General features: G+C 61.1%; 12 protein-coding genes and 1 pseudogene. 5 read left to right on the top strand and 8 right to left on the bottom strand.

The window, feature by feature from the left end:
* Nucleotide 1: 1 nt before the first annotated feature.
* Nucleotides 2-1,900 carry a hypothetical protein gene (locus tag QM467_RS06085; RefSeq protein WP_283365417.1) on the bottom strand — a complete coding sequence of 633 codons (1,899 nt, stop codon included), beginning with the start codon at nt 1,898-1,900 and terminating at the stop codon, nt 2-4.
* On the bottom strand, nt 1,897-3,405 hold the full coding sequence (locus QM467_RS06080) for a tyrosine-type recombinase/integrase (RefSeq protein WP_283365416.1): 1,509 nt from the start codon (nt 3,403-3,405) through the stop codon (nt 1,897-1,899). Before QM467_RS06080 ends, QM467_RS06085 begins: the two co-directional genes overlap by 4 nt.
* A gap of 134 nt (nt 3,406-3,539) precedes the next feature.
* Here QM467_RS06080 and QM467_RS06075 point away from each other — a divergent pair, with 134 nt between their 5' ends.
* A complete protein-coding gene (locus tag QM467_RS06075) occupies nt 3,540-4,016 on the top strand; it encodes a helix-turn-helix transcriptional regulator (RefSeq protein ID WP_283365415.1) in 477 nt (158 codons plus the stop codon).
* A gap of 353 nt (nt 4,017-4,369) precedes the next feature.
* Here the strand turns inward: QM467_RS06075 and QM467_RS06070 are convergent, their stop codons facing one another.
* Both QM467_RS06070 and QM467_RS06065 read right to left on the bottom strand, forming a co-directional pair.
* Nucleotides 4,370-5,668, bottom strand: a complete 1,299-nt coding sequence (locus QM467_RS06070) for a replication-associated recombination protein A (protein WP_283365414.1) — start codon at nt 5,666-5,668, stop codon at nt 4,370-4,372.
* 183 nt (nt 5,669-5,851) lie between these two features.
* Nucleotides 5,852-6,643, bottom strand: a pseudogene (locus QM467_RS06065) (AAA family ATPase); the annotation flags it as partial.
* Between the two features lie 108 nt (nt 6,644-6,751).
* Between QM467_RS06065 and QM467_RS06060 the strand changes: the two are divergent.
* The 4 genes from QM467_RS06060 to QM467_RS06045 all read left to right on the top strand — a co-directional run bounded on the left by QM467_RS06060 (nt 6,752) and on the right by QM467_RS06045 (nt 9,827).
* Nucleotides 6,752-7,459: an orotate phosphoribosyltransferase gene (locus QM467_RS06060; RefSeq protein ID WP_283365413.1), complete on the top strand. Its 708-nt coding sequence runs from the start codon at nt 6,752-6,754 to the stop codon at nt 7,457-7,459.
* Nucleotides 7,460-7,464: 5 nt separating this feature from the next.
* Nucleotides 7,465-8,169: a hypothetical protein gene (locus tag QM467_RS06055; protein WP_283365412.1), complete on the top strand. Its 705-nt coding sequence runs from the start codon at nt 7,465-7,467 to the stop codon at nt 8,167-8,169.
* Between the two features lie 153 nt (nt 8,170-8,322).
* Nucleotides 8,323-8,862, top strand: coding sequence for an SRPBCC family protein (locus QM467_RS06050; protein WP_283365411.1), 540 nt, complete (start codon nt 8,323-8,325; stop codon nt 8,860-8,862).
* Nucleotides 8,859-9,827: a beta-propeller fold lactonase family protein gene (locus tag QM467_RS06045; RefSeq protein WP_283365410.1), complete on the top strand. Its 969-nt coding sequence runs from the start codon at nt 8,859-8,861 to the stop codon at nt 9,825-9,827. Before QM467_RS06050 ends, QM467_RS06045 begins: the two co-directional genes overlap by 4 nt.
* A gap of 2 nt (nt 9,828-9,829) precedes the next feature.
* Here QM467_RS06045 and QM467_RS06040 read toward each other — a convergent pair whose 3' ends face one another.
* From QM467_RS06040 to sufC, 4 genes are read right to left on the bottom strand one after another with little or no spacing between them, the layout of a single operon-like run.
* Entirely contained in the window at nt 9,830-10,219 is a 390-nt protein-coding gene (locus tag QM467_RS06040; protein ID WP_283365409.1) for an SUF system Fe-S cluster assembly protein, read from the bottom strand.
* A gap of 13 nt (nt 10,220-10,232) precedes the next feature.
* On the bottom strand, nt 10,233-11,474 hold the full coding sequence (locus tag QM467_RS06035; protein ID WP_283365408.1) for a cysteine desulfurase: 1,242 nt from the start codon (nt 11,472-11,474) through the stop codon (nt 10,233-10,235).
* The gene (locus QM467_RS06030) at nt 11,471-12,745 is read right to left on the bottom strand and encodes a SufB/SufD family protein (protein ID WP_283365407.1); all 1,275 of its coding nucleotides are present in this window, start codon (nt 12,743-12,745) and stop codon (nt 11,471-11,473) included. Before QM467_RS06030 ends, QM467_RS06035 begins: the two co-directional genes overlap by 4 nt.
* A complete protein-coding gene (gene sufC, locus QM467_RS06025) occupies nt 12,742-13,491 on the bottom strand; it encodes a Fe-S cluster assembly ATPase SufC (protein ID WP_283365406.1) in 750 nt (249 codons plus the stop codon). The genes QM467_RS06030 and sufC overlap by 4 nt, the downstream gene beginning before the upstream one ends.
* Nucleotides 13,492-13,526: the final 35 nt, after the last annotated feature.

Genomic DNA, 13,526 nt, shown 5'->3' with positions numbered 1-13,526 from the left:
ATCACACGGTCATGGTGAATTCGGCAGGCAGCCAGACGAGCTCTACGTCGGCGGCAGCAATTGCTCTGGCCAACACAACTTCGCGCTCAGGAAACCGAGGCAGAATGTCCTTGGTGATGCGGTGGTACGCCTCCGCGAAGCGCGCAATCCACGCGCGGAGGTCCATCTCTTGGCGCCGCTGGAGGATATGGTTCAAGAACGCAATGACGGCAGGCAACTTGGACGTGGTGATCACGGCGTTCTTACAGGATAAACATCCCCAGACTGGGCAGGGGCAACAATTCTCACCGGGCGCCGCGAAAGGCGAATCGTGGTAGCCTAGACAAGTGGCCAGCCACACATCTCCTTCGCCATCGGCCACCGCACGGATATCATCCTCGGAAAGACCTCGGTCCGCTGCCAAGCCGGTCGGGTCAGCAGTGAATCGTCTCTCGTCGGCTTCGGCGAGAATCGTTGGCGCCATAGCGCTGGCCAGCGCCTGCTCTAGTCCGGCAGCAATCGTGGCCTCATGGACATCGGCCAGCGCGGGAATGTTGGCGTAATGGTTGGCGTGCACCGACTTCGTGTGGTCGTCGGCGGCGTCGGCGAGATGGCCGTTCGCCTTTTTGTATTGGGCCGCCTTGAACGTCTTGCGCATGCTGACCCGCGCAACTGTCTTAATCGGCGCGAGCTTGTCATCTACAATCGCGTGCCGGGCACAGAACCGGTCCGCGAACTGGCTATTACGAGGCTTCAGGTGGCGGAAGGAGCTGCCATTGGCATCACGCCGCGCGACGCACCCGACGAGCAGCCACTGCGCAACCTCAGCAGAACAGAACTTCCGCGTCGTCTGGGTCAAGCGAAGCACAATTTTAATGAGCGCACCTGGCGACTTGGTGCCTTCTACCTTGACCCGCTTGGATTTTTCGGTAATCGCGCCCCCGCGGCGCTTGACGTACCGGAGATCAGCGTAGCCCCTGGCCTCGTTCTGCAGACAGTCGACCTTGAGACCCTCGACGCTCTCGATCGGCAGCCCCGTCTCGAGTGACAATAGCGTCGATATTACGAACGCGTCCGCTAGGTCCAGGTGGAACAACCCGAGGAGATCGTATTGTGTCAGGTCACCGCTCATGTCCCTGACGCGGCGAGAGAAAATCATATTGTCGCGCAAGACGGTCAGACCTTGGCTCGCAATGGCCCACGCGACGTTGCTGTCCGACCAGCAGTTTTTCAGTTCCGGGTCTTCTCCGGCCGCAGCCAAGCTGGGCCCGTCAATGGTAATGCGCTTAACCGCAGCCTCAATATCTTGCCAGGCGCCTTCGCGCACTTGTTGAGCAACGCGCGGGCTGTAAGCATCCCGCTTGCCCTGGTTCTCGCTGTAAGTTGGACCGTCCGCGATGTAGCCTAATCGGTGAGCGATGTCCCCCGAGGCCATGCCGCGCAGTTGTGCGCAAAGTATAAATTGGCGAAAGTCACCCATCCGTTGATAGGGTCGCGGGCTTTCTTTTGGGCTCCCCTGCCGTAGCCATGCCTCGAAAGCCCCGAAATCGGCGACGGAAATAGCCGCCAGTCCCGTCATGCGGGCGGCGCATCCCGTCTCGATTACAAAGCGCGCGAATGACCGCACGATGGCCACGGCGTCCTTGACTGCTCCAGGAGATTTATAGGCTCCGAGGGGTTGGCTTTCCTCCCACAGAACTCGGATGGCGTCCCGCACTAACCCTCCAATTGGCGGTTTGGAAAGGTCAGACAGATTTACGGTGTAGCTGCGATTTCCCTCAAAGACGACAGTAAACTTGGTGCCGATGAAGGTGGCGTCGGGTTTCTCTACTGGAATCGGCACAACCGGAAATGTCATCCGCCGATCGTGCAGGGAGACCTTTGAGTCTCCGGGGCCAAGAGAGAAATCGGACCCGGTCATGCTGCTTCCTCTGAGTAAATATGATCAGACGGCGAACCAAGGCGGTCGCCCCAGCTACCGACTGCGGCGTCGATTTGCTCTTCCGATTCTTCGATGTATGTGAGGTACTTGTAAGTGGTCGTGATGCTAGCATGCCCCAGCATCCTCTGGAGGCTTCGGAGCGGATCGGAGATGACCTTCCGGTAAACGCTCTCTCCACTTCCAGGATACTTCCCCTCGCTGCAGTCGAGGACCCCTTTGATGAGATTGCTCAGCATGTAGACGGCGAAGGTGTGCCGAAGGACATGCGGCGTAATCCACAGGTCAATGCCGAACCCCTGGCACCTGTTGCACGCCCTGGCGAAAACCGCCTCGAAGTTGTTCAGCGCGGTTGGCATTCCGGTTTCTGTCAGCCAAAGGCAACCCGGCTCAACGAGCTTGTTGTGGTCGAGCGAGAACATCTGGCGCCGCTGTCCGGGGCTAAGCTGATCGTAAGGAATCTTTTGGCTTCGACCACCCGCTTGCTGGATGGTGCACCCGGTCCTTCGCCACGCGGACACGTGGAGCGCATCTAGAACGGTCTCGTAAGCCCCGCAATCGGTCGCGCGGCAGACCGCATTATCGCGCTCCTCCTGGATGTAGGGGTAGATATGCTCGTTTAGCACCCGCTTGGGAACCCAGATGGGCCTTCCCTTATCCCCCTTGGTAGTGAGCTTGGCGAGGCGCATCTTGCAGCTTCGGAAACCCAACCACTTTTTCTCGGCGGCGTCCGGAGTCTCTTCTTTCAACATTGATCCTCCCTCTTCCAACCGGATGCCAGTGGTGACGAGGAGTTCGGCGAAGGCCGCATTCCGAAGACGATTGCGGCCGCGGAAATTCGGATCCAGGCCGCCCTCCGGCAAATAACCCAGCAATCCGATGTCCCGGAAAGCGATGTAATCGTCTAGGCTGACGCACTTGATCGTGGCATCGCTTCCCACCCTTTCAAGCGCCGTGTTGTGTTGGACTGGCTGCGTTGCAGTTGTACCGGGTCGCCGCATTACAACTGTCTTGTATGTGAAAGGAACGGCGATAATCCGCTTCTCTTCCAAAGCCCATTCAAAGAACTTCTGGAGTGCGGTCACTCCGCGGTTCCACGTCTCGGGGGCTACCGCTGCGAGACCGGTCAAACGCCGAGTGCGATAGTATTGCCGAACGTCCTCTACCGTGGCATTGAGCAAATGTTTCCCGCCCCGACGTTCAGAAAGGAAGCGACAAAAGGTAACGATGTCGCGAGCGTATGCTCGCCATGTATTGACGGAGCCGCAGCCCAAGAATGGCAGATCACGGAAGAACTTGTTGATAACCTTGTCGTAATCTCCTTCATCACCGAGAAGAAAGGGCATGCCGTCGGGGACCACTTCGTCTTCCATCGCTACCCTTGCATCCTTGGGAAGAACGTAGGGCCGCCCCTCGACCATAAGCGGCTCTCCATCCACGCAGATGGCGAGTTCGAGCCTGTTTGCCCTGGTGAAGAACAGCTCCATGTCGTTTGTCTCGCAAAAAAAATGGTATGCTGATTGATAGAACTCAGACTCAAAGCCATTGGGCCCTCTACGGTGATTGCACTTTTTGTACATGATTCGCAGTCGCTCGTCACCTTTTGGTCAATGGCGAATCCATGGCAAAAATGAAAGACGCCGACGTTAACGCCCTCATACCTCCGTCAACCTTCACCTGGTGGCGATGGCTTCCGGAGTTCTCTGAAGCGCGTCAGTACGTACTGGAAAAGACTGTGATGCCCTATATTTCTAGGGCATCGCGGGGCTTACTTCAGCTTTCCCAAGCAGACTTGGCAGATGCCGCCAATATTTCTAGGCGCACACTTATCGCGCTTGAGACAGGAAAACGCGAGCCAGATATCACCACCTGCATTGCGCTCAAGGCCGCTCTAATTTCTCGAGGTATTTTGGTCGACATAATAGACAACAAGCTGATAATTGGGATGGCTTTGCCGACTATCGACGAAAGCACGAAGTCTTTTATAGAAGCGCAAATGATCTCCAATATAGAAAAAACTGCCCTCAAAATCCGAAACGACCTCGACGCACTTATGTCAATGGCCACGGCGTCGCGAAAAAATGATCAAACAAAATGAACCCTATTTCGTAAACACTACTTTTGCAAATTGCCGCACTCTACAATCGCAGTTTCGCAAGGTTGTGCAAACAACGAGTCCCAATCAGCACGTCTTCGGAAACTCACTTGTAAACAATCAATTGCATGGAGCTATTGTGCTATCGCGCCCGCCCTACAGCGCTATATAGGAAGCGCGGGCGGGCGCTCCTGCTAAGAGTGGTGCGCTGCTTTTCGGGCAGCTTCAAGATTTCGGCTTGGTCGAACCCAAACCTAGCGTCGGCAAGGTTCAATATATAAGCTTGTTTTGTCATCAAGTATAACAACACTCTTCAAGATCTTTGCTGTCGACGTAAAAAAAAATTGCGACCGACTTCAGCTTTGAGCTTTGAGCTTTGCCCAGAACGCGAGACGCTTCAAAATCTCGCGCTCGAACCCGCGTTCGTTAGGCTTATAGAACTCTGGTTCCCCACGCTCTGCAAGTGCTTCTGGAAATAATGCATTCGCGCCATAAGCGTTCGGCTGATCGTGATCATAAATATAACCTTTGTGGTATCCCATCTCCTTCATCATTTGAGTCGGTGCGTTTAGGGCACTTAAGGGCGGACGAAGCTCAGAAGTGCGCTCGGCTAAGTCAAGCGCCGCAGAAAATGCCGTATAGCACGCGTTTGACTTTGGGGCAGTAGCAACATAGCAAATAGCTTGAGCCATGAACAACTTACCCTCAGGCCAGCCCACTCGTTCAAACGCGTCCCACGCTCCGATCACTTGCAACATGGCATTCGGGTCGGCAGTGCCCACATCTTCGGAGGCGGCGCACAGCAGCCGCCGAAATAAGGCCTCCGGCGCCTCGCCACCTACAATCAACCGCGCAGCATAATAAAGGGCCGAATCGGGACTGGAACCGCGCAGACTTTTGTGGAACGCGCTCAGCAGATCGTAATGCGCGTCCCCCGCCTTGTCGTGAGTAGCCACGCGCCTCTGAAGAACGCGCCCCATGCCGACGGCGTTCAGCGGCTCACTTGCTTCGACCGTGAACATCTGCTCAGCCATATTCAGTAGGTAGCGCCCGTCCCCGCTAGCAAGTGCTACCATCGCAGTTCGAGCTTCCGGAGTCAGCGGTAGCGATTGCTGCATGTATTCTTCGGCCCGCGAGAGAAGGGTTTCCAACGCTGGTTCGTCTAGCCGGCGCAGGACGAAAACCCGGCACCGCGACAGGAGCGCGCCGTTTAGTTCGAAGCTGGGGTTCTCGGTCGTCGCACCTACGAGGGTAATGGCGCCATCCTCGACCACTGGCAGGAATGCGTCCTGCTGCGCCCGGTTGAAGCGATGGATCTCATCGCAAAACAGCAAGGTCCCCGATCCAGCTTCCTGACGTCGCCGGGCTGACTCGAAAACCTTACGGAGGTCGGCTACGCCGGACTGAATGGCGGAGATCGCCTCGAAGTGCAGGTCGGTCGCCAATGCGAGCAGACGTGCAATGGTTGTCTTTCCGGTTCCAGGCGGCCCCCAGAGGATCATCGAAGACAGCGTATTGATCGCAACCATGCGCCCTATAGGTCCATCGGGTCCAAGCAGATGATCCTGACCAACAACCGCCGTCAAAACCGCGGGTCGGAGCCTGTCAGCAAGCGGGCGCTTCGCATCTACCTCAAACAAAGAGCTCCTGCTCATGACTCGTTTCTCTGCTCTAATTTGTCGGGAACCGACGCCACCATATACGAGAGCGTGGGGCTCAGCTGCGAAAGCTCGTACCAAGGTTCGACGAAGTGCCTCGGGCCTGTGAATTCAACGGAATTGGAGTCCTACGGGGGACGCAGTGATACCAATGTCCATACATACAGACTGTCGAGATAAAGGGTCCGAGCCGCGCACGGTCTTGTGCAGGGCGCTGATGAGATTGTAATGGCCCTCCTGCCCCTTGTCATAAATCGGCGCCCGGCGCTGGACGATCTCGCTCAATGATCGGGCGTCGAACATCTCGCCAGGCCGGGCGGCGCGGAAAATTTCCTCCACCAGGGTCAGGGCGGCGCGGCCGTCGCCATCCGCCATCATCGCGAGGCTGGCGCGGGCTTCGGCGTCAAGCGGCAGCGGCCTGCCCTCGGCCTCCTCCGCGCGCTCCAGCAATTTCTCGATCGCCGCCACGTCGAGACTGTGAAAGGTCAGCACGCGGGCGCGCGACAGCAATGCCGCGTTCAGCTCGAAGGACGGATTTTCGGTGGTGGCCCCGATCAGGGTGACGGTGCCGTCTTCCATCACCGGCAGGAAGGAATCCTGCTGGGCGCGGTTGAAGCGATGGATTTCGTCGATGAACAGCAGCGTGCCCTGCCCCACGCGGCGGCGCGCGCGGGCCTCATCGAAAATCTTCTTCAGCTCGCCGACGCCGGAGAAAATCGCCGAGGCCTGGACGAAGTTGAGCTTCGTCTCATGCGCCAGCAGTCGCGCGACCGTGGTCTTGCCCGTGCCGGGCGGCCCCCAGAAGATCAGGCTCCCGAGCGAGCCTGATTCGATCAGCCGGGTCAGCGCGCCATTGGGACCGAGCAGATGGTCCTGCCCCGCCACTTCAGCCAGGTTTTTCGGGCGCAGCCGCTCGGCCAGCGGACGCGGCGCGTCCCGCTCCAGTCCGGCGCTGGCGAAGAGATCGGTCATGCGCCTTTTTCGCGCGTCTCACGCCAAGGAGCAAGCCGTGTGGCGAACCCGCGATTGACGACGCGGGGCTTCCGGCTCTAATCAGGCCGTCCGCGAAAGGAATCCCGCATGTCCGACCTGTCCCCCGCCGCGCTGGAAAAGCAGCTCATCGCCGAAGAAACGGCCAAAATGCTGCTTGAGGTCGGCGCCGTCCTGTTCAATTCGGAAAAGCCCTTCATCTTTACCTCGGGCTGGGCCAGCCCGGTCTATACCGACATGCGCAAGCTGATCGCCTTCCCGCGCCTGCGCAGCGTGCTGCTCGATTTCGCGGTGAAGACCATCCAGCGCGAGATCGGCTATGAGAGCCTGGACATCATCGCCGGCGGCGAGACGGCGGGCATTCCCTTCGCGGCCTGGATTTCCGACCGCCTCGGCCTGCCGATGCAATATGTCCGCAAGAAGCCCAAAGGCTTTGGCCGCAACGCCCGCATCGAGGGCGAAGTGACCGACGGCGCCCGCACCCTGCTGGTCGAGGACCTCGCCACCGACGGCGCCTCCAAGGTCAATTTCTGCTCCGCGCTGCGCGAGGCCGGCCAGAAATGCGACCATACCTTCGTGTTCTTCTTTTATGACATCTTCCCACAGGCGCGGGCGGAGTTGCGCAAGGACGGCATCGAGCTGCACCAGCTCACCACCTGGTGGGACGTGCTGAAAGTGGCGCGCGACACCAAATATTTGCCCGACGCGACGCTGGACGAGGTAGAAAAATTTCTGCACGCCCCGGCGGAATGGTCCGCCGCCCATGGCGGCGCCTCGGAATTCGGCAAGAAGGCTTGATCCCGATGCGGCGACTGGCCTTCGTTCTCGGCGCCGCTTTTTCCTTGATAGGAGGCGCTTCTTTTGCCGCCCCCGCGTCCGAAGACCGGTTTTGCTCCGGCGCGTCCTTTTCCGACACGCCCGCCCTGAACGTCGGCCGAATCAAGGCCGACGCCGGAAAGGTCAATTTCCGCAAGAATGGCGACGCCGCCAACGCCTGCCCCTCGACGGGGGCGGATTGCCAGGAAAAGGCCTATCTCGTACCGGGCGATCTTGTCGTTCTCGGCGTGACGAAGGGCGATTTCGTCTGCGTCGATTACGAAACCGCCAAGGGAAGCCGAGGCGGCTGGCTTCCTGCCTCGGCCATCGAGCCGGCCCCGGCCGCGACCGACCCGACGAGCTGGGCCGGCAAATGGAAGCGCATCGAGGCCAACATCAGCATCGAAACCGCAGGCGGCGGGTTGAAGGCCGAGGGAAGCGCAAGCTTCGGCTCGCTCGATCCCGACCGCGTGAAGCGCGGCGCGGTCAATAGCGGCGAATTCTCCGGACCGCTGCTCGTCAAGGGCGGTCAGGCGGTTTTCACGGACAAGGACGCCGATCCCAAGGAGCCCGACGCCTCCTGCCGCCTGCGCATGGCTCGCGCCGGAGAGGTTCTTTTCGTGCAGGACAATATGCAATGCGGCGGCCTGAACGTGTCCTTTTCCGGGCTCTACCGTCGCGCGGGCAAATAGTCGGCGCGCGCCGCGGCGCATCCTCTTATATTTTGCATAATTCGACCTTCGAACGGCCTTGGCCCCCATCCCCTCTACTGGCAGGCCGCAGGACTTTCCGCCAATATCGCGTTCAGAACCGGCGCAAGTCCGGCATTCTGGAATGAGGGACGGATGAAAGTATTTGCTCTCGCGGCGGCCGTGATCGCCATTGTCGCAGCGCCTGTTCAGGCGCATGGGCCGACCCGGCAGAAGATCGTCGAAACGGTCGAGATCGCCAAGCCGGTCGATCAGGTCTGGGCCATCATCAAGGACTTCGACGGATTGTCGAAGTGGCACCCGGCGGTCGCTTCCAGCGTCGCCGACAAGGGCAATGAGGTCGGCTCCGTGCGCAAGGTCGTGCTGAAAGCGCCGGGCGATCCGAGCTTCGACGAAGTGCTCGACAAATATGACGCCGCCGAACACAGCTATAAATATGAAATCCCGAAGGTCGATCCGAAGGTCCTTCCGGTGAACACCTACACCTCGACCATCAGCGTGCTCGACAATGGCAAGGGCGGCTCGACGGTGGAATGGAAGGGCGCCTTCTATCGCGGCTATATGCTCAACGATCCCCCGCCCGAACTGAATGACGAGGCCTCCGCCGCCGCCGTGCGCGGGGTCTATCGGGCCGGTCTGGACAATATCAAGACCCTTGCCGAATCCGGCAAATGATCGCACGTATCGGCTTCGCCCTGCTCGCCCTGATGGGCGCGGCGCGGGCGGAGCCCCTTGCTTACATAACCGACCAGGGCGCCGACGCGGTCTCCGTCATCAATCTCGCCCAAGGCCACATTGTCGAAACCGTGAAAGTCGGGAAGAAGCCTGCGGGCGTCGCTGTCGCGCCGGGCGGGGAGCGGATTTACGTCTCCAATCCGGAAGGCCACAGCATTTCAGTCGTTTCCCGGCGCGCGGATGGAACCCATCAGGTTCTTGCCGAAATCGCCGCCGGCGAGGGGCCGCTCGGCCTTGCGCTCGACGCGACGGGCCAGCGCCTGTTCGTCGCAGACTGGTATGCTGACCGCGTCAGCGTGATCGATACCGACAAGCTCGCCGTGACCGGGGAAATCAAGGTCGGCCAGTCGCCGTCCGGCATGGCCGTCAGCCCGGACAATCGCTGGCTCTATGTCGCCAATCGCGAAAGCGACAGCATTTCGGTGGTCGATCTGGCGAGCCTGCGCAGCACCGCTGAAATCGCGGTGGGCAAGGCGCCCTTCGGCGTGACTTTTGATCCCAACGGCCCCGACGGGCCGCGCGTGCTGGTCGCCAATGTGCAATCGGGCGACGTCTCGGTCATCGACCCGGCCACGCGGCGCGAGACGCGGCGGCTGAAGGTGAAAAGCTTTCCCTATGCCGTCGCGGCGACCAGGGACGGCTCTCGCCTGTTCGTGACCAACCAGCACGACGACAGCGTCTCGGTCTTCGACGGCCGAAGCTACGAGCCGCTCGCGACCATTTCCACCTGCGGCTTTCCGGAAGGCCTGGCTGTCTCGCCCGATCAAACGGAGGTTCTGGCCGCCTGCTGGATGGACGACGTTCTCGCCGTCATCGACGTGAAGGGCCTGAAGATGACCAGAAAAATCCTGGCTGGCGCCAGCCCCCGCGCCTTCGGCCAATTCATCGCGCCCGACGCGCGATGAATTCACCACATGTCGAGGGCGACTCGGGCTTCGTCCGACATGCGGCTCTGGTCCCACGGCGGGTCGAACACCATGCTGACCTCGACGCCCGCGACGCCCGGCACGGCGGAAACGGCGTTCTCGACCCAGACCGGCATCTCGCCCGCCACCGGACAGCCGGGCGCGGTGAGCGTCATGTCGATCTTGACGAAGTGGCTTTCGTCGATATCGACCCGATAAATCAGGCCCAGCTCGTAAATATCGGCGGGGATTTCGGGGTCGTAAACCGTCTTCAACGCCGCGATGATCGCGTCGGTGAAGCGGTCGAGCTCTTCCGGCGCAATGGCGTCCTGCGCCGCGATGGCGGGGCGGTTGGGCTGAACTTCGGCTTCGGGCTTGGCATGTTCGTTCATTGCGAGCATCCGATCAGGCAAAGAGATGGGCGGCGCGATCCAGCGCCGCAACCAGGGCGTCGATTTCGGCGCGGGTGTTATAGAGCGCGAAGCTGGCCCGGCAAGTGGAGGTGACGCCGAAGCGCGCCAGCAAGGGCTGCGCGCAATGGGTGCCAGCGCGGACCGCCACGCCGGAGCGGTCGATCACGGTGGCGACGTCATGGGCGTGCGCCCCCTCCATTTCGAAGGAGAACAAGGCCCCCTTGCCCGGCGCGGTTCCAAACAGCCGCAGATAAGGCAGTTCCCCAAGGCGCTGCGCGGCATAAGCTGTCAGATCAGCCTCATGGGCGTGGATGGCGTCGCGGCCAATGCTCTCCATATAGTCGAGCGCGGCGCCGAGGCCGATCGCCTCGACGATGGGCGGGGTGCCCGCCTCGAAACGGTGCGGCGGGACGCCGTAGGTCACATTGTCCATCGTGACCGTCTCGATCATTTCGCCGCCGCCGGCGAAGGGCGGGAGGCGCGACAGCCATTCCTTCTTGCCGTAAAGCGCGCCGATTCCGGTCGGGCCGTAAAGCTTGTGGCCGGTGACGACATAGAAATCGACGTCGAGATCTCGCACATCCACGTCGCAATGAACCGCGCCCTGCGAGCCGTCGACGAGGACGGGAATGCCGCGCTCATGGGCGAGGCGGACGATCTCCTTGACCGGCGTCACCGTGCCCAGCACGTTGGACATATGGGTGATCGCGACGATTTTGGTTTTCTCGCTCAGCGCCGCCTCGAATTTCTCCAGCGAGAAGGAGCCGTCGTCCTCGACATCGACCCATTTCAGCACCGCGCCCTTGCGCTCGCGCAGAAAATGCCAGGGCACGATATTGGAATGATGCTCCATGATGGAGAGCACGATCTCGTCGCCCTCGCCGATATGGGCCAGCCCGTAGGAGGACGCCACGAGGTTCAACGCTTCCGTCGCGCCGCGCGTGAAGATGATTTCGTCGGTCGAGCCGGCGTTGAGAAAGGCGCGCATTTTTTCGCGCGCCGCCTCGAAGGCGTCGGTCGAGGCGTTGGCCAGGTAATGCAGGCCGCGATGGACGTTGGAATATTCATGCTCGAAGACATGAACCATGCGGTCGATCACCGCGCGCGGCTTCTGCGCCGAGGCGGCGTTATCGAGATAGACCAGAGGCTTGCCATAGGGCCGCTCGGCCAGAATGGGGAAGCCCGCTCGGATCTTCTCGACGTCGTAAGGGGCGATTTTCACCGACTGGTTCATGTAAAGGCTCCGTCGGCGAGAAGAAGCGTGAGATCGGCGTTGAGCAGGTCGCGCAGGCTGTCGTCTTTCAGATCGTCGAAGGCCTCGGCGGCGAAAGCCTCGACCAGAATGGCTTGCGCCTCGGCGCGCGGAATGCCGCGCGATTCCATATAGAAAAGCTGGCTGGCGTCGAGCTTCGCGCAGGCCGCCCCATGGCCGCAAGCGACGTCGTCGGCGAAAATCTCCAGCTCCGGCTTGGCCGACATCGCGGCGTCGTCGGACAGCAGCAGCGCACGGCACAGCATTTTGCCGTCGGTCTTCTGCGCATGCGGCGGAACGACGATCTTGCCCTGGAACACGCCATTCGCCTGATCGGCGAGAACATATTTGAATGTCTCGCGGCTGAGGCAGGCGGGCGCGTCATGATCGAGCGTCAAGGTGACGTCGGCATGCTCCCGCCCGCGCAGCAGGGTCGCGCCGCTCAGGTGAATCTGCGCATTGGCGCCGTCGCAGGAGATGAAATACTGACGGCGCAGGAAGGGCGCGCCGGCGAGCAGCGAGACGGCGCGCAATTGCGCCTCTGCTCCGAGCCGTGCGACGAAATTCTGCACCTCGACGGCGCCGCCTTCCAGCGAACGGCAGGCGTAATCGAGTTGCGCGCCGCGCCCGAGCGCGACGAAAAGCGCGCCGTCGCCGAAGCCCTCGGCGCCTTCGGCGCGCGTCTCCATGAGCGAGGCGCGCGCGCCTTCGCCCAGCACGACGAGATGACGCGCGAAGCGGCTCTGAGCGCCCGAAGCGCCGTCGAGCGCGACCAGCTCCAGAATTTTCTCGATTTGGGCGCCGGCGGCGATTTCAATCGCGACGCCGCCTTGCGCGAAAGCCGCGTTGAGGTCGAGCAGCGCGTCGTCCGCGCCCAGCGAGAGGCTCTTCAACGCGGGCTCGTCAGCCTTGAGCGCGCGGACGCTCAGGCCCGGAGTCGACGAGACGTCGCCCGACAGTTCGGGAATGAAATAACCGTCAATGGTGACGATGCTCAGCCGATCGGACGGCGCGAGCTTTTCCTTGGCCCGGGCCAGAGCCGCGGCGTCCGGGCGCGCCGCCAAGGGCGGGGCCGCGCGCAATTTCGCGCGCAGATCGGTGTAATGCCACGATTCATTGCGGCGCGACGGCAAGCCGGCGCGCGCGAAACGCTCCGCCGCCGCCTGCCGTTCGCCATCGACCGGCTCAAGCGCGAAGCGAGCGAGAAGGTCCTGCTCGGCTTGCGTGGGATTTTGCAAAAGGGCGCCCATCATGCCGCCTCGTCGACGTAATCGGCATAGCCGCTTTTTTCGAGTTCGAGCGCCAGGTCCGGCCCGCCGCTTTTGACGATGCGGCCCTTGGACATGACATGCACCGAGTCCGGCGCGATATAGTCGAGCAGGCGCTGGTAATGGGTGATGACCAGCAGGCCGCGATCCTTCGAGCGCAAGGCGTTCACGCCCTCAGCGCAGACCCGCAAGGCGTCGATGTCGAGCCCCGAATCCATTTCGTCCAGAATGGCGAATTTCGGCTCCAGCAGCGCCATCTGGAGAATTTCCATGCGCTTCTTCTCGCCGCCGGAAAAGCCGAGATTGACGGGCCGCTTGAGCATGTCCTGCGGAATATTGAGTTTGCTCGCAGCCGCGCGCACGCGCTTCATGAAATCGGGCGTCGACAGCTCGGCCTCGTCGCGCGCCTTGCGCTGCGCGGCGAGCGCCGCCTTGAGGAAGGTCATGGTCGCCACGCCGGGAATTTCCAGCGGATACTGGAACACCAGGAACAGCCCCAGCGCCGCGCGCTCGGAAGGCGTCTTGTCGAGCAGGTCCACGCCGTCGAGCCGGATCGAGCCTTCCGTCACTTCATAATCGGCGCGACCGGCGATGACGTAAGAGAGAGTCGATTTGCCGGAGCCGTTCGGCCCCATGATCGCGGCGACCTCGCCATCCGCGACGGTCAGGGAAAGGCCGTCGATGATTTTCTTACCGGCGATGGAAACGTGGAGATTGTTGATTTCGAGCATGGCTTGACCTTGAAAAAAGAATGCGAGGGCGCCGG

The organism is Rhodoblastus sp. 17X3 (assembly GCF_030056575.1).
Lineage (GTDB): Bacteria > Pseudomonadota > Alphaproteobacteria > Rhizobiales > Beijerinckiaceae > Rhodoblastus.
The sequence above is the reverse complement of the archived record's forward strand: the minus strand, read 5'-3'. Positions and strand labels throughout refer to the sequence as shown.